The following is a 20,692-nucleotide window of genomic DNA, read 5'->3' as shown; positions in this document are numbered from 1 at the left end:
TGTCACAAAATATTACCGTTCTCTAACCAATCTCCGCTTAGTTATATAACTCATATACATATGCCTTTTCATCCTGATACAATTCCTTTGAATTTTTAAGTCCGGTTAATTTCTGTATCTTTTCTAAGCATTTTTCAGGATCCATGGTTACCTTTTCACCGAGATCATCATATTTTTTATCAAGTATTCGATCCAAATATACAACTAATTTGGAATTTTCTATTGAAACGTCCGGTACTTTTATATCCAGATCTTTGTAATACATTTGATATAAACGTTGGTAATTCTGTAATTCTAACCCTTCGTTAATCATTATATAAGACGTTGTATAAACATACAAGCATGTTGTATCTGCATATTCTTTACTGATTGCAATATTATTTTCTCCTTCCGGATATAAATAACAAGGATCATTTACATAATACGTCAAGCCTCCTATCAGCATCATTGAAATAACCATTGCAATCTGAATCTTTGCTTTATTTTTTATCCATAACTTATAGATAAAATAAAGCAGGTAGCAAAACAGCAGAGACAGAAAAGGAAACAAATTCATGATATACCTGTTCACCTGCCATGGCGAGATTTTTGCTGAAATAACAAATACAAAAGCACAAGTAAGTATTATATCACAGATCAAATATGTTTCTCTTTTTACTTTTACATAAACAGTTTTTGTGTGTTCTTTATTATTCACTGCAATTTCATAGTGATCTGCATGATATTGCAGCTTCATTTCCCACAAAACCTGTGTGATAAGATATGCAAGAATTCCAAGGCAGCAGACAATCAGGAGCAGCATGAAGACACCGCCGAACATCTCTTCACTGACTATAACCCAGAATTTTCTGATTCGTGACGTCCAATCTGAAAAATTATGCATATTCTGAAGTGTTTTCTGGCTATGGCTCACTCCTGTACCTGTCAGATTCTTAAGAATTGCAGGGTATAACGCAACAGCACAAACTCCGCCAACGCCTCCGCTCACTACATATTTTCCGGTCATTTTAAAGTCTTTTCGCATGATCATCCAGATCATCTGAAAGATCACCATAGGAAATGCAAAAATCACAAAATAGTAATGTGTAAATACACCGCCAAAAGTAGCAAGCAAAATACTGATCAAATTTTTCATTTTGATTTTTCTTGATGCCATCATTTCCAAATGTTCATATGCGAAAATGGTACACCACATGGTTAATAACATATACATTCGAATATATGTCACCATATTTACCGCTGCAATACTAAATCCAAAAAACAAAACCGGAAAGAAAGCAAAATATTTATCTTTTTTGATTAATTTTCCTATTTTATACAAAAATATAATTGTTACTGCATAATACAACAAGTTAGGAATGAGACCAAACCATTTACTGAATTGTCCCGGAAAGCATGAACTGATTGCATGCAAAACCATATAAAAAAGAGGTGGATGGGAATCATGGGTCTGATTATAGATAACAGATCCAAATTTGAAGGCTTCTCCCTCATTGACTGTCATATATTCCTTAAACATATCCGGACTGATTTCCGGATTATCTAATGCTCCATCTTCCCAGATCTGTGCGTGGTAATAACTGTTAGAAAGTCCATAGGACCATAACTCATCCACAAAATATCCTTTTTTCATATCACAATAAAAAATCATAAAAATGATCTGTATAAGCAGAACACATATGAATATAATATGACTGCTCTTATCTCTCAAAAACTTTTTCATATTCCTACCTTTCCATTGATGCCTGTATTTTTATTTTTTGACAAATGCTTCTTTGCCCATTTCCGGAGCAGTATCTCCCTTTGTAACAACTTTGATCTCGATTGCTTCTATTCTTTTTGAAAGTCCTTCTGTACCTGCAGGATTACCATTTTTTGTCCATCCGAGCCAGCCATAATCCTGTGCGTGGACACGGTAATACACATCACATGATTCAGAAAGCGTTCCGGTAAGATTAATCTTGATCGCTTCTACTCGTTTTCCTTTTCCGGTGGTTCCGGCAAGGGCTCCGTCTTTTACAGACTTTTGCCAGCCGATATCCTGTACATGGGCACTATATTCCACACTTCCCTCTGCTTTTTGACCTGACAGGGATATTTTGATTGCTTCTACTCGTTTACTTTCCCCGGTAGTTCCGGCAAGAGCCCCGTCTTTTACATTATTCTGCCAGCCAATATCCTGTACATGAGCAGAATAGACGATGGAGGTCCATTTTTTACTGAAGCACTGTTCCGTTGTTCCCGGAGCCTGTGCACCTTTTTTTACAATTTTAATCTGAATGGCTTCTACACGGTAACCATAGCCTTCGGTTCCGGCAGCCTCTCCATTCTTGGCCCATCCCATCCAGCCGAAATTCTGCGCATGGACACGGTAATAGATATCATATCTTTCTTCCATTTCTTCTGTCAGTCTGATTTTTACAGCTTCTAGCCTCTTCTGGCCATTTGCAGTGCCGCTTACTTCACCTTCCTCTTTCCAGCTGTCCCAACCAATATCCTGTATATGTGACATATATTGAATGGTTCCTGCGTAACCTTTATCAGGCAAATTAACTTTGATTCCACCTAAAGCCAAGGACTTTCCTGTTGTACCACTGGTTTCTCCATTTTCAACCGGACTCATCCATCCTTCACCATTGACATACGCAGCATAAGAAACGGTCGGATCCTTCTCCACAAATGCGTTTTCCGTACTTCCGGGAGCATCCATTCCTTTTTTGCCTGCAACGATCTGAATGGCTTCTGCCTGGCAGTCATAACCTTTAGTTCCTGACTCCTCATCATTCTTTGCCCAGCCAAGCCAGCCATAATTGCTTGTATAAACACGATAGTAAATATCGTAATTCTCTGCCTGCGTTCCTTTTAATCTGATTTTTATAGCTTCGGTTCTTTTTGGATCGTCATTTGCTGTCGATTCCTTTCCATCTGCAGCATATTCCTGCCATCCTGCATTTGGCACATAAGTTGAATATTCCACATTTAGGTCTGCAAGATTTGCATTAATCTTTATACTTTGGATTGCTTTCGACAAACCTACTGTACCACTTTGTTCTCCATTTTTCACCTGACCGGTCCAGCCAAGATCCTGCACAAAAGTACTGTAAGAAAGGAGGTCTTTATTCTCAACATCTACATCCTTTTCTTTTTTCAGCAATACGATCTGGATTGCCTGTAAATCCTTCGATTCTCCGGTTGTTCCTGCAATCTCATCTGTTGTGACATAATTCTGCCATCCATCATTTGCCACATGGGCACGATATAGAATCTGATATTCGTCTTTCTTTTCGCCTGTCAAACGAATCTGAACTGCCTGTATTGCTTTGCTCTGCCCGGTTGTTCCTGCCTGTTCACCGTCTGCAACATAATCCTGCCAGCCATCATCCGCCACATGGGCACGATATTCGATACCCAGACCATCAATTCCTGATATCTGCATTTTCATGGCCTGCATTGCGTATCCAAGGCCTACAGTACCTGCCTTTTCACCATTTCCGGTTTCATCTAACCATCCAAGATTTGTTACGTGTGCCGAAACAGATAAGGCATCCTTCACTTCATCCGGTACTGCTACCGGCTCTACCTCTTCCCCTGTATCCGGCTTGTTATTTTCAGGCGGCTTCACATTTGAAGAAGATCCATTTCCTTTCTGAATAAGTGAAATGTAATCTGTACTGGCATATCCATACATATCCTGAAAATTATAGTTACCGGTACTGCTGTCTACTCCGTTTCTTCCCTCTGTAAGGACACCATCGCTCTGAACCCGGTAAAATCCATTCGCTGCTTCACCATTATCCAAAAGTAAAAATGCATACTGTGACTGAGCAGCTGTCTTATACAGCACATCAGAAGAAGTATTGCTTTCTTTTCTGACATTCAGCGTGGTATGTTCACTGTTTATCAAATCCTTTATTCCAATGGAATATTTTCCATAATCCTTTGATCCATTTGTCCTGTCGAGGCTCCACATCAAATTGGCGATCTTCTCACCCCAAAACGGATCGGATGCATAGTGGACGTTAATTCCACTTCCTTTATTACCCAGATAGGCTCCTTTATAGGTTCCACATCCCGGTCTTAAATATTGCTTCGACATATAAGTTTCCGCAAAATCCTTGAGACAGGTAGAGACATCCTTGTAACTATTGGCACTCTCTCCAGGAGAGGTATCTACAGCATTTAAACCGAAAAGATTATTCTTTTCCTTTGCAATACTACTCTTTCCCCATCCGCTCTCAAGGGCTGCTGTTCCTGCCATCATCAGGGCATTTACACCGTATGTATCCTGATTTTTCACAAACTGTGCACCGCTATCCCACATTTTAGAGTCCGAATCAGTCTTTGCATTGATGATAGAATTCAATTCATCTGCACTATAATTGCTCTGACTGCGAAGCGGCAGATACTGAAAATAATTATAATATGGAGCAGACGGATTCACAGAATGTGAACGGTCACCGTTTTGATAATCTTCCAGCATATTTTCAAAATTATCGTAGGTGTAAAAATAATGTCCGTCATAACTATAATAATCAGTGCCCTCTGCAAGATACTCCGGTGCCGGTCCATTGTCCAGGCAGGCATTGTAATCATTATTCGTTACGTTTCCAACGATATTATGATAGAGTCTTCCGGATGAGACCTGATAACAACTAAGGGATTCAACCTGGGAAATATCTACGACCTGTACTTCATCCGGATCGATTTCTCCGATCACGCCTGAAAGCATAAACCGCACTTTTCCATCGCTGGTTCCAAGATAAGCAGCGTCCGCACCGTACGCACCGCAGGTATATCCCTGGGCGCCGGTTTCTGCTTCTGTGTATTCTGTAACCACAGCACCTTTTGTATTAAAATTGACGATTTGGGCAGAAGAAGATCTTGCCATTCGAATACTTTTGTCTTCTTCAACTAATCCTATTTCCGGTTCTATTTCATACACGTTTCCATATTCGTCTGTTTCTATCAGCTTTTCTTCGACTTTCTGAGGTTCTTCTTCGGCATATACACGAAGCGGCATTTCTGTCATTCCTGTTATCACAGCACCTGCCATAAAAAGTGCAGCCATTTGCTTTGCTTTCTTTCCCATAGTATTCTCCTTACTTATTCATCAGATCCCCCACTGTTTCAGTCTTAGTATAGCACCCACATTCTTAGAGTAGCAACATTTTTATAACTTTCAAGGCAGAGAAACGCTGAAGTTCATGGCAAATCACTTCAGCGTCTCTTCTATTCCTTATGCTTCTTTTTATCCTTCTGTCTTCGGCACAAGTTTAATCTCCAAGGATTCCAGTCTGTATCCCTTGCCTGTAGTCCCGGCTTCTTTTCCATCTTTTACCCAATCCAGCCAGCCAAGTTCTTCAACCTGTGCACGATAATAAATATCGTAATGATCCGCCATCTCACCGGTCAGTTTTATCTTAACCGCTTCCATTTGGAGTTTTTCTCCGACTGTACCGGATATCTCGCCATCTTTTTTCCAGTCCTGCCAGCCAATATTCTGAACATGGGCGCTATAGGTAACCTCTCCCGAATACAATGGCTTATATAAATCCAGTTTCAAAGCCTCCATGCGGAGTCCCTGACCAACGGTTCCGATCGTCTCTCCATTATAGACCTCATCCTGCCAGCCAATATTTTGAACATGGGCACTGTAAACAGCCTGGGTATCAAAGGTTTTTGAGGAAGTTCCTACCGGTGTCAGCCCTTCTCCGTCTTTACGAACCAGAGCAATCTTTATTGCTTCCATCCGATAACCATAGTTAACCGTTCCTGCAATTTCTCCATTCTTCGCCCAGTCAAGCCAGCCAAAGTTCTGGACATGGACGCGGTAATACACATCATATTCCTTTTCTATCTCACCGGTCAGCCAGATTTTTATTGCTTCAATCCTCTTATTCTGTCCGATTGTCCCTGCCATTTCTCCATTTGAAACTTCTAATTGCCATCCAATATCTTCCACATGGGTACTATAATGAATGTCTCCTGAAAATCCACGACCAGACAAACTTATTTGCAAAGCTTCCAGACGCTGGTTTTTCCCGATCGTTCCTGCTGTTTCCTGATTGCAGCAAGTCGGCTGCCAACCGACATTTTGCACATGGGCGGTATATTTAACTGACGGTTTATTCCACTCTTCGTTAAAATGATACGCATCTGCCGTTTCTCCAGGAGCAGCGCTTCCCTTTGGCAAAACAGCAATCTGTACTGCCTCTATCGCATAGCCATACTCTTCTGTTCCGGCTTTCTCTCCATTTTTCGCCCAGCCAAGCCAGCCAAAATTACTGCTATGTACCCGGTAATAAATATCGTAATTCTCTGCATCATCTCCGGTCAGATTAAGTTTAATAGCCTCCAGAGCTCTGCTCTGGCCTTCTGTGCCAAGCATTGCGCCGGTTTGAACTTCATCAGTCCATCCATACCCAGCCACAAGTCCGGTATAACTTACTCCTAGATTTTCGCTGTTTGTCTGGATTTTCAGTGCCTCCAGACGCAGGCTCTTTCCGATTGTTCCAAGGGTATGCCCGTTTTTCTTCCAGTCTGTCCAGCCATCATTTTGAATATTTGCACAATAGCTGATAAGGTCGGTATCACCTACTTCTACAACCGGTGTATTCACATCTGCATCACTTAACAGATTGCCATAGTAAAAGCTGACATCCACATCTGTACTGATTCCATCCACCTGTGCCTTGCTGGTGCACTGCCACATATCATAATTCCCGTTATAATCACATTGATAATTATACTGTGCCACCCAGCGATGCCAGTTGTTATAGACACTGCCTGTCAGATAATTGTTCCACCAATTCAGATTCGCATACACACCCACCTGATATCCTGCATTGCTGATCTTATTGCAAAAGGTTTCAGCAAACTTCTGGATCGTGGCATTTCCAAGGCTGACCTGGCTGTTATCCTCCAGATCATAATACACCGGATATGCCAGATTGTATCCCTTGATCAGTCGCAGTACGTGATCCGCTTCACTTTCGGCTTCCGTTGTATTCTCAGCGTAAGAATAGATATAAACTCCGAAAGGAATTCCTAATCTTGTACACTCAGATACGTTATACTGCCATTTTTTATCATCTTGATAAGAAACATCATTTCCATATCCAACACGGAGAATTGCAAAATCGATATCTGAGTTCTTTACTTTTTCCCAGTCAATATCCTGGTTGTGTTCACTCACGTCGATGACCTTTCCGATTGCCCCCTCAACCGGTTCTCCCTGTGAATTATAGCAAACGCCGTTGATTTTTTTATAGGCATTCGATGTATCACTGATGGCATATGCACTGGCTGACCTCTTTTGGATCGGCTGTCCGTTGGAATATCGGAAACTGTTCTCCACAAATCCGCTCTGATCCCTCAGTCCTGCACTCTCTGCTGTTTCGTCTGAAACAGTTTCTGCTTCATCTGATACATTCTCTGTTTCATTTGCTACATCTTCCGTTTCATTTAGCAGCTCTTCTGTTTCGTTTGATACATCTTCTATTTCATTTGACACATCTTCTGCCAGAACTGCCATTGGCTGACTTCCTATAAAAATTACTGCCATCAGCACTACAAATATTCTATTTATTTTCATTTACTTACTCCGTCATTCTAAACTGTCTGTTCCTAATTGTAAGTATCATAAGCCCTTTTGTAAAAAACCATAATGATCTTTGTTAAAAAAGAAGGCCAGAATTTATTAAACATATCGGTATCTTCTTTGATTCTTCTGTGATCGACGATAAATTCCTTGCTTGTTGCCCCATCATGAATTCGATAATAAATGATAGGTGTATCGCAATAAGCAAAATGTGAATTTTTAATCTCTGCACATTTCAAAAAAGTATCCCAGTCAATACAGAACTTCATCTTGGAAGTAAAGATTGGAAGTCCTACCACACTTTTATTATAGGTAACTCCCGGACAGCAGATGCTGTTTCCCAGAGATAGAATCCTTCTTCTCCACCATTTTGAGGCAGCAAGTTTTTTACATCTCATAGGCTGTCTCAAAAACTTCCGAAGCTTACTGTTTATATCTCGTTTTCCGGCTTTTCCGCCTTTCAGAGGCAGATAATCTGCGATAAAGATCGACATCTTTTCATCCGGAATATGTTTCAAAAGTTCTTCCACATAATGTTCATTATACACATCATCCTGATGCGCAACTGTCACATAATTCGTTTTTGTACATGCAACAGAAAAATTCCAGTCATCACAAATATCGCTCTTTCCTTCCCTTACATAATAGGGAATGTCATATTTTTTTGCCATATTCTCGATAAACTCACAAGGTGTCGACGTACAAACGATAATATTACTTTTTACCTTCTGGTTTACAAGCGATTTGATGCAGCTTTCCAGGTACGGCGATTCCTTGTATGCACACACTGCAAATGTGTGATCTGTATTTTGATATTCCATTCCATTTATCCCTTCTTAGCAAATGTCCAAAATTTATTCATCAAAAAATTAATCGGCGTTGTGATCATAATATTGATAATCGGTGCCACAGCCTGTGATATTCCCAGGATGTTTACCTGTAAATAAAGTAAAAGAGTACTGAGGATGAAGCTGAATCCATAAGAAATATAGGTTTTTACCAGGGATTCTTTTTTATTGCCACTCTCTTTTGCTTCTTCTTTAAATACGAATTTGCTGTTCCAATAATATGCATTCAGCGTTCCTGTCACAAATCCAAGTGCATTCGCGATGAGATAATGCACACCAAAAAATGTAAACAAATAATAAGTTGCCAGTGAAACAACCGTATTACTTACTCCTACCATGCCAAATTTAATAAACTGGACTCCGATTTTATCCCATAATTCTTTTAATTTCCGCATTCTACTTCTACCCTAAGAATTTTTCTACTCTGAAGCGTGGTCTTCCTTTTGCTTCCATATAAATCTTTCCAATATACTCTCCGACAACGCCCAGACCTAATAAGATGAGTCCTCCAAAAAGCCAGATGGAAATAACGATGGTTGCCCAGCCCGAAACTGTGTTTCCTCTGACTGCTCCGATAATAAACCAGATGATCATCAGCGCACTGGCGCATAAGGCTCCTACACCGAGAGTTGTGATCAGACGGATTGGTTTAATACTGAATGAAGTAATTCCATCAATAGCAAAGGCAAGCATTTTTTTCAGCGGATATTTGGATTCTCCGGCAAAACGTTCTTTTCTTGCATATTCTACGGTATCGCTTTTGTATCCGATCAGTGGAACGATTCCACGCAGAAACAGATTTACTTCTTTATATTCAGATAAGGCATCTAATACGGTTTTACTCATCAGTCGATAGTCTGCATGGTTAAATACGATGTCTACTCCCATCGCCTGCATGATCTTGTAAAATCCTTCTGCAGTCGTTTTTTTGAAGAACGTATCCGTTGCACGGGAATTTCTGACTCCATATACAACTTCACAACCTTCTTTGTATTTTTCAACAAATTTGTCTACTACATCGATGTCATCCTGTAGATCCGCATCCATGGTAATCGCCATATCACACAGATCTTTTACTGTCATAAGACCGGCCAGAACTGCGAACTGATGACCTCTGTTGTGTGCCAGCTTGACACCGCCAATTCTCGGATTCTCACTGTGATATTTTTCGATGAGTTCCCATGTTTTGTCTTTTGATCCGTCGTCTACAAAAATAATTCTGCTCTTTTCGGAAACAGCACCAGCTGTAATCATTGTTTCCAGCTTATTGCCCAGTTCTTTTTGCGTTTCCGGAAGAACCGCTTCTTCGTTGTAGCAAGGAACTACTATATATAATACATCACCCATTTATTCTTTTCCTCTTCCTTAATTCTCTGGATATAGCCCTTTTTCTATCAGAGCTTTTACTTCTCTTACGACAAGGTCTTTGTCTTCTTTATAGGTAACCCCAAACCACTTGTCATGGGATTTTAACACTTTTACCGAAACCTGATCTTTTTCCAGAAGATCTCCGATAATGGTCGGAAGCAGATATTCTCCTTTCAGATTGCCTGCTTCTTGTTTGTCAAGGAATTCAGCAAAACCACTCTCTAAAATACCAAAAAATTCTGGTGTAAGTCCCCACATATTCATAGAAACCGGAGTATCCGCATTAATGATTTCTTCCTTTCCATCAGCTAAAACTGCGGCACCTGTTTCTGTTTTCACGATATTGGAGGTTTCCACGATCTTGGTCAGCATCTGGTTCTCATCCACCTTGCAGACTCCTCGTGTCACACCGCCATTCTCACTCAATGTATTCTTAAGAACAAAGCCTACCATGCTGATCTGCATCTTGTCTGACTTTTCTTCTTCCTTCGTCAGTTCACGAAAAGCTTCTACATAAGCTTCTTTTCCATAATAATCATCCGCATTTATTACAAGGAATGGTTCTTTTACTACATCCTTACAGCATAAAATGGCCTGACCGGTTCCCCAAGGTTTCGTTCTTCCGGCAAACTTTTCTTTATATTCTGCCGGTATATCATCCACCTCCTGGAAAGCATACTCGACTTTGATTTTTTTCTCGATACGGTCTCCGATAATTCTACGGAAATCTTCCTCCAAGTCTTTTCTGATAACGAAAACAACTTTATCAAAACCTGCCTGTATTGCATCATAAATAGAATAGTCCATAATGATCTCGCCCTTTGGTCCTACCGGCTCTAACTGCTTAATGCCACCGCCAAATCTGCTTCCAATCCCAGCTGCCATAACAACTAATGTAGCTTTATTCATAATAATTCCTCCATTTGTATATAGCAAAATTTTAACATTTACCTCTGATTATAACACATACAAGGTTCAATTAAAACATTTTTCCTTTTTTTTAAGATTTTTCTCATAAAATGAAAATCCCCGGCACAACTCGTGCCGAGGATAAGTATTCCTGTTATTCAAATCGGAAGGTATCTTTCAAACCTTTCCATAATACATCTTTTTCACTTAAATTCAGTTTGGTTCCATCTGTCAATGCATAACCTTCGCCGCTTGCTGTACCATGATATTCTCCCGTCAGCTCCGGCCATTCGATGCCGATTTCCGGATCATTCCATGCAAGTCCGCCTTCATCTCCCGGATGATAAAAATCTGTACACTTGTAGCAGAATTCTGCCAGGTCAGATAACACCAGGAATCCGTGAGCGAATCCTTCCGGAATATAGAACTGTTTTTTATTTTCTTCTGTCAGTTCTACTCCAAACCATTTCCCATAGGTTTCGGATCCGCTTCTCAAGTCCACAGCGACATCAAAAACGCTTCCTTTTACAACACGGACCAGTTTTCCCTGAGGAAACTGTTTCTGAAAATGCAGACCTCTGAGTACTCCTTTGGTAGAAGAAGACTGATTATCCTGTACAAAGGTCATTGTAAGTCCTGCTTCTTCCATATCTTTCTGATTGTATGTCTCCATAAAATATCCGCGCGCATCACCGTGTACGGTTGGTTCGATCACGCAAAGTCCTTCGATTCCACCCGCATTTTTTTCTACTTTAATCTGTCCCATTTTTTCCGCTCCTTACCTAGAACTCAATTTCTTTCAAATATCTCTTCAAAGCATCCTGCCATGTCGGGAGAGGTACAAAACCATTTTCCACCAGCTTCTTCTTATCTAATCTGCTGTTGAACGGTCGTTTTGCCTTGGAAACTCCGTATTCTTCCGTTGTAACCGGAAGCACTTTCACAGCATCCTCGGCATATTCTGTTCTTCCCATCTCTACGGCCTGTCGGAATATTTCCTTAGTAAAATCATACCAGCTGATATAGCCGCCTTCGTTTGTCACATGATAATAACCATATTTGTCGGTTTCGATCATATCCACCAGCAAACGTGCCAGATCATAGGTATATGTCGGGGTACCGATCTGGTCATTTACAACCTTCAGCGTATCATGAGTCTTCGCTACATTCAGCATCGTTTTAATAAAGTTCTTTCCATTTACTCCAAATACCCATGCAATACGAACGATAAAGTAGCGTTCAAGATTGCTGCTGACCGCCTGCTCACCTTCCAGCTTTGTCTGTCCGTAAACATTCAGGGGCTTATAAGCAGTGCAATCCGGCTGCCATGGTTCTGTTCCCTGTCCGTCAAATACATAGTCTGTGGAAATGTAAACCATCTTGCAGTCAAGCTTTTTGCAAACCTTTGCAATATTTTCTGTCCCTCCGGCATTGATAGCACGAACCTTTCCCATCTTATCCTCATCTTCTGCAAGATCTACCGCAGTCCATGCAGCACAGTGGATCACAACATCCGGTCTGCATTCTGTGAGAACTTTTTCTACTGCTTCTTTATCTGTAATATCTAAAGGAACATATGGCATTGTGGTAACAGCACTTCCGTCCTGCACTCCCGCATATTCCGGTGCAAGATCAGAACCGATGCCCTCATAGCCTCTTTTTTTCAATTCATTCATGACATCATGGCCAAGCTGACCTGCCACACCTGTTACAAATACTTTCATTCGACTATCGCTCCTACTATTCTTATCTGTTGCCATACATTTTTTCATAGTAATTCTGATATTCGCCGGAAATGATTGTCTCCCACCATTCCTTGTTATCTAAGTACCACTGAATGGTCTTTTTGATTCCATCTTCAAATTTGGTTTCCGGAAGCCATCCAAGTTCATTGTGGATCTTAGTCGGATCGATGGCGTAACGCATATCATGTCCTTTACGGTCGGTTACATGTGTGATCAGACTTTCCGGTTTTCCAAGTTCTTTACAGATGATCTTTACGATATCGATATTCTTCATTTCATTATGTCCGCCGACATTGTACACTTCTCCGACACGTCCTTTATGAATAATAAGGTCGATGGCACGGCAATGATCCTCAACATATAACCAGTCACGTACATTTAAGCCTTCTCCATAAACCGGAAGCGGCTTATCAGCTAATGCATTGGCGATCATCAACGGAATCAGTTTTTCCGGGAAATGATATGGGCCATAGTTGTTGGAGCAACGGCTGATGGTTACAGGAAGTCCATAGGTTCTGTGATAAGCAAGAACCAGAAGGTCTGCTCCTGCCTTGGAACTGCTGTACGGAGAGCTTGTGTGGATCGGTGTTTCTTCTGTAAAGAAAAGGTCCGGTCTGTCCAGCGGAAGATCACCATATACTTCATCTGTACTTACCTGATGATATCTCTGGATTCCATATTTACGGCAGGCGTCCATCATAACAGCAGTTCCTTTGATATTAGTATCAAGGAATACTTCCGGGTTCTCAATAGAACGGTCTACATGGGATTCTGCTGCGAAGTTTACAACCATATCCGGATGTTCTTCTTCAAACAATTGATAGATTGCCTCTCTGTCGCAGATATCAATCTTACAGAAACGGAAGTTCGGATTATCCATGACCGGTGCCAAAGTAGATAAGTTTCCTGCATATGTCAGCTTATCTACGCATACAATTCGATAGTCAGGATATTTTTCCAGCATATGAAATACAAAGTTACTTCCTATAAATCCGGCTCCTCCGGTTACAATTATCGTCATTCTTATTTCCTCATCTTTCTTAATACAAATGTTCCTGATATTTTCCATCTAATACATCTTTCAGGTACTGTCCATACTGATTTTTCTTTAAAACTTCATAAACTTCAAGAACTTCTTCCTTTGAAATCCATCCGTTCAGATATGCGATTTCCTCGAGACACGCAATTTTTCTATGCTGATGCTGCTCTACTGTCTTTACAAAATTCGTTGCATCTACCAGTGATTCATGGGTTCCTGTGTCAAGCCAGGTAAATCCCTGTCCAAGAAGTTCCACATTCAAGCTGTTATCTTCCAGATAAATGCGGTTCAGATCTGTGATTTCCAGTTCTCCTCTTGCACTTGGTTTTAAGTTCTTTGCGTATTCAACAACACGGTTATCGTAAAAATAAAGACCTGTTACACAATAATTACTCTTTGGATGTTCCGGCTTCTCTTCAATAGAGACAGCTTTTCCATTCTTATCAAACTCTACAATTCCAAAACGTTCCGGATCATCTACATAATATCCGAAAACGGTTGCCCCTTTTCCTGTTTCTGCATTTTCTACTGCGGCTTTTAATCTCTTCTTCAAGCCATGTCCGGCAAAAATATTATCTCCTAAAACCATTGCCACCGGCTCATCACCAATAAAGTCTGCTCCTATGATAAATGCCTGTGCCAGTCCATCCGGACTTGGCTGTACAGCATACTGAAGATTTACGCCAAACTGGTGTCCATCTCCTAACAGATCCTGAAATCTCGGTGTATCTGCAGGTGTCGAAATAATCAGAATATCTCTGATCCCCGCATTCATAAGCACTGACATTGGATAATAAATCATTGGTTTGTCATAAATCGGAAGTAGCTGTTTCGATGTTACCATAGTTAATGGATAAAGTCTTGTTCCTGATCCACCTGCAAGAATGATTCCTTTCATCTAAAATTCTCCTCTCTGTACACGATCTTGTCTGTATGCAGCAATTTAGTTCTATTATTTACAATTACTATTATAAAAGATGACGTTACGTTACCTTCAAGTATTTTTTTATGATATCCTTAAAGACTCTAGATTAAAGCATATACTTTTTTGGAGATCCTGATTTCAGAAGTCTAGCCTCTTGACCGGATTTATCCTAATATTATTTATCCTGTTCTCAAGATAGAGGCAGACATTTTTGCACTGTTTATTTCCTGCAGACAAAAATGCCTGCTTCTTTTGTCACATCGTATCCTTTGCCAGCTTTTTGTTTTACATAATCTCTGAACTCCTGGTATCTGCTCAAGATGTATTGATTCTGATTGCCATGGCAGGAAAGGATATATGCGATCAACGGTTCTGCATCCTGAATTTCCAGCTTATCTTTATATTCCTGCCACGAAATTTCATGAAAATATGGTTTCAAGATTTCTTTTCCGTTTTCTTTCCCAAATTTCTCATACAGATTGTCAGCTGACAGTACAATCCGATTGTCAAATCCTTTTGCCAGCTCACTTACTTCTTTCATATGTTTTTTTCCATAGGTACTGCATATGAATCTTCCGAATTTCTTTAATACTCTTGCCACTTCCCTGCAGGTCTGACTCAGATCTTCACAATAAAACAGCATATGATTGGCAATCACCAGATCAAAGGTTTCTGCCATAAAGGGAATCTTTTCTGCATCTAGGATTTCAAATTCAAATCTCTTATCCTTTTGACCGATGTTTCTTCTGGCATCTCTTAACATACCCTCGGACAGGTCAGAAAGTGTTATGCTGATGCTGTCTGGTATTTTCTGTATATTCTCTTTCCAGAGCATTCCGTTTCCACAACCGATTTCTAAAACCTTCAGTCCATTTTTCAATTCAAGATTTCGATAGATCCAGGGGAACCATCCCTCTTTATTTACCGAATATAATCGGTGCAGGCGGATTCGGGAAGCAATATTGGTGGCATTTTGATACTGCTTCTTTACCGCATTTTCCATTCCTGTAAGATGAATCAGTTCCAGCATTTTGTTCCAGTTTACCGTATGATACTCTCTGATCTCACCGGAAGTATCTTCAATTGCCTTTTCAACCAGCTGCAATTGTTCGATCTTATCACGAACCAGTTTTAATTGTACTTCCAGCGAATCTGACAAAAAATGATAATCCATATCTCCGATAGTCATATTTTTGATATCATTCAACGAAAAACCCAAAAACTTCAGCAGAAGTATCTGCTGAAGTCTTGTGAAATCCTCATCTGTATAAAAACGAGCTCCTGATTCATTTACAAAAGACGGTTTTAATATATCATGGCTGTCATAATATCTGATGGTACGCACGGTGACATGTGCCATACGGGCAAATTCTCCCGATGAATAAAATCCCTCTTTTTTCATTTATCTCTTACTCTCCAATCCCACTTTCCACTAATTCTACCATAGCGTCAAGTGCCTTGCTCTCATCTTTCCCCTCGCACACGATCTCAATGGTATCACCGGACTTGATGCATGCCCCCAACACGCTTAGCACACTTTTCGCATTACCTTCCGATTCGCGATATCGGAAAGTGATCTTACTTTCATATTCCAGTGCCATCTTGCAGAAAAGTCCTGCCGGTCTCAAATGCAATCCCGTCGGATTTTTGATCGTTACCTTTTTACTGATCATTTTCTCCTCCACTGCTCTTTGTCAATGTGATCTGTACATTGATCGTATCTTCAAGTTCAATTCCGTCAGGAAGTGTAACCTGGATCGGAACATTATAGGTTCCCGCTGTCTTGCAATCGTTCAGATTGATTGACACACTTCCTTTTTCAAGAGTAAAATCATCCAGATCCTCTTTAGAACCACGCACAACAATTTCCAGATCGCCCTGTTCTGCATATGACACCTTGTAATCCTTTGGTGCATTCAGCAGCGCAATGGAATTGTATGGGAATTCAACTGTCTTAGTTCCGAATTTCTCTACCTGGATCTTTATAACGATCGGTACGCCTCCTGCGCTGTCCTGGTCTGTCTTTGCCCAGTACGGAAGATAATTGGCGATATCTACTGTCTTCTCTATTGTCTGGTCCAGACCATCTTCTGCCAGCTCTTCTGCCGGAATTTCAATAGAATCTACCGTTTCCAGCTGCTCCTCTGTGCCTACGATCTGAATGCTTTCCGGCTGGATACTGATTCCGCTGAAATGATATCCGCTCGCAGTACCGATCAGTGAAGTATCAAATTCTACCGGAATACTCTTTGTCTGAAGCATGGTGATTTTTACCTTCAGTCCTTCGTCTCCCAGGTTATTCTCAATCTGTGTCGAATCTACGATCTTTCCATTGTTATCATAAAGAATCAGCTCTGCTTCTTTTTCCTCATCTTTAGACTGTCCTGAAACATCGACAAGTGCTACCACCTTGTCGATTGAATCGATTACTGATTCTGGTCCGCTGATCTTAATCTTCTCCGGATTTGCTTTCAGCTCACCCACCTGATATCCGTCTCTCGGTGTTCCCGAACTGGTTGCAGTGATCGGGAAAGTCTCTGATTTTCCAAGTTCAATGCTTACTCGCAGATTGATCGGATTGGCAGTCGCCTCAAACCTTCCTGCATAAGAAGGGATCGATATATCGATCGGGATCAGGGATCTGGTTCTGACATCCAGATTCTTCATATCCGCTGTTGCTCTGATATCATCAGTTTTAATTTTATTTAAAATAGAACGTTTTGCCTTTACTGTTACGGATATCGTCCTGCTGTCATCCAGAATCTGATATGTATTGCCCGGATTTGTTACGATTTCCGGATGTGTCACTGTCACCTGGATTCCGGAAAATGTCCGTTCGTCCACCGGATCTTCAATATTCATAACAATTATCCATAAAAGGACAGAGAATACAAATGCCAACAACTTAAGACCCCAGTTTTTAGTCAACGCCCTTTTCATGCGATCTCCATCCTTTCCATATTTTTTTCAAACGTCCGATCTCCACACTCTTCTTACTGATAGATTCCAGACGTTTTTTCAGATATTCCGGTGTAACATTGCGCACAAGCTGTCCTCCCATCGCTACAGATACATACCCGGTCTCTTCTGATACGGTGACGATCAGAGCATCACTCACCTCACTCATTCCGACTGCTGCACGATGTCTGGTCCCCAGCTCCTTACTGATTCCCATATTGTCTGACAATGGAAGATAGCAGGTCGCTGATACGATCCTGTCTCCACGGACAATGATTGCACCATCATGAAGTGGTGTGTTGTGTTCAAAAATATTGATCAATACCTGCGGTGATACAATACAGTCCAGCGCAATTCCGGTGCTCTCGTATTCTGTCAGCATGATTGCCTGCTCTACGACGATAAGTGCTCCTGTCTTCACTGCTCCCATCGCAAAGGATGCTTCTACGATTCCATCGATCGTTTTCTGGCTGAAACGTACATTATCTTTTCCTCTTTTATCCAGTGCCACCATATTGGGAACAAATTGTTTTTCCCCCAGTTTTTCCAATGCTCTTCTGAGCTCAGGCTGGAAAATGATCACGACTGCGGTTGCCATGACCGGAAGTGAATTCTGTGCAATCCACAAAATCGTATACATTTTAAAAACTGCAGCCACCAGAATAAACAATGCAACAACCAGAATCCCCCTCAGCAGCATCCAGGCTTTTGTATTCTTTATCCAGAGAATAATCTGATAGAATAAAAATGTAATAATCAGTATCTCAACAGCATCTACTACCCGGATCTGCGGGAAGTACCACGATTCTGATACAAATTCTTTTAAAACCTGTGTTAATACTGTGTTCAACAGTGTACCCCCTTTTTCTATCCGTTATTTATACCCCTGTTTTTATAATATTTCCCTATTTGTTATCGCTATTCAGTTCATTTTCCACAATGCTCTGAATATCCAGTTCTTCCTTCAGGCTCTGTGCAAGAAGGATTTCATCTGTATTGCCCCCAACTCTTGTCGGTCGCTGAACTGCCGGACTCTTTGGCCGTTTTACCTTAGAAACCGTTTTTGTTTTGCGTACTGCCGGTTTTTCCGTCTGCCCACTCTTCGACCTCTGTCTTCTCTCCGGCTCTGTTCCCGCAATCTCACCTGTTTCTTTCCGCTCATTGATATGTTTGACCGTCTTCTCCGGAGCTGTCACCGAAATCTTAGGGATGGCTTTTACATAATAGTAATATTCATCATCCTCAAACTGAAGACGTTCTGTTCTGGAATAATCCACCGAGAACAGGAAAAATTCCATGATAAAACCAATCACGACTGCTGCAATATTTCCAATGATCAGCATATTATAAGAGGTATGTATATCGAATACAATATCTCCGATCACAATTACAACAATATTCACAACCGCACCGGATGCTGCTGCGATTTTCCACGCATGATCTACCGAAAGCCGGCGCACTGTATACACCACAAAAATAGAGATAATAAATGCGATCACAGTGATCCACAGAGTCTTATCCTGGAATACCGTCTTCACAAACAGCGAAATCTGCCTGGTAATTCCATCCGCACTGGTGATCGCTGTTGCCGAAGTTCTCACACATTCGATCATATAGTAAATGATCGTTCCAAATACAACCGGTACTGCTGAAATCGGTCCAAGTACAAGCGCACAGGCAACCGGCACCACATACGGAACATGAAGCATAAATGCTACCGGTGTGACCAGCAGAAGAAGTGCCTTTTTCGGAGTAAATCTGCAGTAAAAGATAAACATTACCACAAAGATCAGTGCCGCTGCCGCTGCCACTCCTATAGACAGTTTGAACAGATGCACAATTACAAGTCCTGCCGCCACATACGCCGTTACAACCGGTGGAAGAAAGGTGCAGATCACTGCCAGTGCCACCGCTACAACCGGTGTCGCCACCGCTTTCATCAGTCCAATATTCTGGTTGATCATAAGAAATGTAACCAGTGCCAGAACAAACTGCACAGCTTTATCAATATAGATTGATTTCATCGCGTATAATTCCTGTAATTTATCTCTCCATACTATCAGATCATTCATTATCGTTTCTCCCTTTCATACATTCTGTTCAGTCTTGTAAGATCGTGATTGAATTGTTTCACACGCTTTCTTGCTTTTTCATGTTTGGTTCCGTAAAAATGGGAAGCAACGATTCCATAAAAAATAACAAGTACCAGATATCCAATTATCACAGCTGCCGCAAGCATCACAAGAAACTGCATATTCAGATTTTTCATCAGTTCATCCAGAAAAGCAATAACTCCGATTCCCACTGCAACAGCATAGCCGACCGTGACCCATATGATCGTAGCAATGGTGTGAAAGCTCCGGTAATCTTTCTTATAATAAGAACTGATCTTAAAATCTTCCTCTCCCTGTTTGCTTTCGTACATCGCCATCCTTGTCATCAGCTTAACTTTGCTTTCATTTAACATTTTGTCACCTCATACGTTTTATTCGTATATGCATTACTTTCAGTATAACAAATATCAGATTCCTTGTCCAATACTTACCGTCAAAAAGTATACATTTTCGGCTCCTGCCTTTTTAAGCACTCTCGCCGCCTCGTCTAAGGTACTTCCTGTCGTATAAATGTCGTCGATCAAAACGATATTTTCTCCTTTTACATTTTTCTGCACTGCAAATGCTCCCCTGATATTTCGTTTTCTCCCTTTATCGCCCAGCTCTTTCTGAGGACTAGTCGCCTTAATTCTCTTAACAGCACCTGCATCCATAGCAATTCCGGTATTTTCTGATAATACCTTTGCTACAATTTCTGCCTGATTAAATCCCCGCTTTCTTTTTCGCCGGGAATGCAGCGGAACCGGCACGATCAAGGTGATCTTTCTTTCCCATAGATAAGGAAGAAAATGCTCTGCCATTTCTTTTCCGAACGTTTGTCCGTAAATCCTCCGGTTCTGATATTTCATTGCATAAACTGCATTTTCCACTGCATCTTTATGCACCCAGAGACTTCTGCCATCAACAAAAAGATGCTTCTGCCTGGTACAGTCATAGCAATATTCTTCAGCCGGATCTGTCAAAGGCTTTCCACAGCACATGCATCTTACTTCACCAATATAAGGAAGTTTTTCACGGCACGCCTTGCAGATTCCATTGTGTTCCGTAGAATGTTTCTTTCCTGCACTTACAATTTCTCCACAAAACGGACATTTTGAGGGATAAATTAGTTCCAGAATTGTTTCTTTGACCTTTTTTAAGTTTTCCATCCACTTTTCGGATTTGATTTTCTACATTTTCTGTGTAA

General features: G+C 40.9%; 18 protein-coding genes. All 18 read right to left on the bottom strand.

Annotated elements, in window-relative coordinates:
- Window positions 1-37 precede the first annotated feature (37 nt).
- The gene (locus tag PGR14_RS06080; RefSeq protein ID WP_156339407.1) at window positions 38-1,615 is read right to left on the bottom strand and encodes a hypothetical protein; all 1,578 of its coding nucleotides are present in this window, start codon (window positions 1,613-1,615) and stop codon (window positions 38-40) included.
- Window positions 1,616-1,753: 138 nt separating this feature from the next.
- Entirely contained in the window at window positions 1,754-5,089 is a 3,336-nt protein-coding gene (locus tag PGR14_RS06075) for a glucosaminidase domain-containing protein (protein WP_055246621.1), read from the bottom strand.
- A gap of 159 nt (window positions 5,090-5,248) precedes the next feature.
- Complete coding sequence (locus PGR14_RS06070; RefSeq protein WP_082424172.1) at window positions 5,249-7,594, bottom strand: GH25 family lysozyme; 2,346 nt, start codon at window positions 7,592-7,594, stop codon at window positions 5,249-5,251.
- A 32-nt stretch (window positions 7,595-7,626) separates the two neighbouring features.
- Complete coding sequence (locus PGR14_RS06065) at window positions 7,627-8,421, bottom strand: glycosyltransferase (RefSeq protein ID WP_270223150.1); 795 nt, start codon at window positions 8,419-8,421, stop codon at window positions 7,627-7,629.
- 5 nt (window positions 8,422-8,426) lie between these two features.
- The gene (locus tag PGR14_RS06060) at window positions 8,427-8,843 is read right to left on the bottom strand and encodes a GtrA family protein (RefSeq protein WP_055156544.1); all 417 of its coding nucleotides are present in this window, start codon (window positions 8,841-8,843) and stop codon (window positions 8,427-8,429) included.
- A gap of 7 nt (window positions 8,844-8,850) precedes the next feature.
- Window positions 8,851-9,795: a glycosyltransferase family 2 protein gene (locus PGR14_RS06055; protein ID WP_055246627.1), complete on the bottom strand. Its 945-nt coding sequence runs from the start codon at window positions 9,793-9,795 to the stop codon at window positions 8,851-8,853.
- An 18-nt stretch (window positions 9,796-9,813) separates the two neighbouring features.
- The gene (locus PGR14_RS06050; RefSeq protein ID WP_055246628.1) at window positions 9,814-10,725 is read right to left on the bottom strand and encodes a nucleotidyltransferase family protein; all 912 of its coding nucleotides are present in this window, start codon (window positions 10,723-10,725) and stop codon (window positions 9,814-9,816) included.
- A gap of 154 nt (window positions 10,726-10,879) precedes the next feature.
- Window positions 10,880-11,491, bottom strand: a complete 612-nt coding sequence (rfbC, locus tag PGR14_RS06045) for a dTDP-4-dehydrorhamnose 3,5-epimerase (protein ID WP_055156550.1) — start codon at window positions 11,489-11,491, stop codon at window positions 10,880-10,882.
- 16 nt (window positions 11,492-11,507) lie between these two features.
- A complete protein-coding gene (gene rfbD, locus PGR14_RS06040; protein ID WP_055246630.1) occupies window positions 11,508-12,449 on the bottom strand; it encodes a dTDP-4-dehydrorhamnose reductase in 942 nt (313 codons plus the stop codon).
- A 22-nt stretch (window positions 12,450-12,471) separates the two neighbouring features.
- Window positions 12,472-13,491 carry a dTDP-glucose 4,6-dehydratase gene (gene rfbB / locus PGR14_RS06035; RefSeq protein ID WP_055156571.1) on the bottom strand — a complete coding sequence of 340 codons (1,020 nt, stop codon included), beginning with the start codon at window positions 13,489-13,491 and terminating at the stop codon, window positions 12,472-12,474.
- Between the two features lie 19 nt (window positions 13,492-13,510).
- Window positions 13,511-14,407, bottom strand: a complete 897-nt coding sequence (gene rfbA / locus PGR14_RS06030) for a glucose-1-phosphate thymidylyltransferase RfbA (protein ID WP_055156554.1) — start codon at window positions 14,405-14,407, stop codon at window positions 13,511-13,513.
- Window positions 14,408-14,654: 247 nt separating this feature from the next.
- Window positions 14,655-15,836 (bottom strand): MerR family transcriptional regulator, encoded by a 1,182-nt coding sequence (locus PGR14_RS06025; protein ID WP_055246632.1) that lies wholly within the window; start codon window positions 15,834-15,836, stop codon window positions 14,655-14,657.
- A gap of 7 nt (window positions 15,837-15,843) precedes the next feature.
- The gene (locus PGR14_RS06020; protein ID WP_022220312.1) at window positions 15,844-16,107 is read right to left on the bottom strand and encodes an HPr family phosphocarrier protein; all 264 of its coding nucleotides are present in this window, start codon (window positions 16,105-16,107) and stop codon (window positions 15,844-15,846) included.
- The gene (locus tag PGR14_RS06015; protein ID WP_172676574.1) at window positions 16,097-17,296 is read right to left on the bottom strand and encodes a CdaR family protein; all 1,200 of its coding nucleotides are present in this window, start codon (window positions 17,294-17,296) and stop codon (window positions 16,097-16,099) included. The genes PGR14_RS06020 and PGR14_RS06015 overlap by 11 nt, the downstream gene beginning before the upstream one ends.
- Window positions 17,297-17,354: 58 nt before the next feature.
- A complete protein-coding gene (gene cdaA, locus PGR14_RS06010; RefSeq protein ID WP_008374575.1) occupies window positions 17,355-18,242 on the bottom strand; it encodes a diadenylate cyclase CdaA in 888 nt (295 codons plus the stop codon).
- A gap of 55 nt (window positions 18,243-18,297) precedes the next feature.
- Entirely contained in the window at window positions 18,298-19,464 is a 1,167-nt protein-coding gene (locus tag PGR14_RS06005; RefSeq protein WP_173685498.1) for a hypothetical protein, read from the bottom strand.
- On the bottom strand, window positions 19,464-19,859 hold the full coding sequence (locus tag PGR14_RS06000; RefSeq protein WP_117836238.1) for a hypothetical protein: 396 nt from the start codon (window positions 19,857-19,859) through the stop codon (window positions 19,464-19,466). The genes PGR14_RS06005 and PGR14_RS06000 overlap by 1 nt, the downstream gene beginning before the upstream one ends.
- Before the next feature lie 54 nt (window positions 19,860-19,913).
- The gene (locus tag PGR14_RS05995) at window positions 19,914-20,654 is read right to left on the bottom strand and encodes a ComF family protein (RefSeq protein ID WP_022220307.1); all 741 of its coding nucleotides are present in this window, start codon (window positions 20,652-20,654) and stop codon (window positions 19,914-19,916) included.
- Window positions 20,655-20,692 lie beyond the last annotated feature (38 nt).

The organism is Coprococcus sp. AF99-45 (genome assembly GCF_027663865.1).
Classification (GTDB): Bacteria; Bacillota; Clostridia; order Lachnospirales; family Lachnospiraceae; genus Allocoprococcus; species Allocoprococcus comes.
Note: the sequence above shows the minus strand (reverse complement) of the source record. Positions and strands in the feature narration are given on the sequence as shown.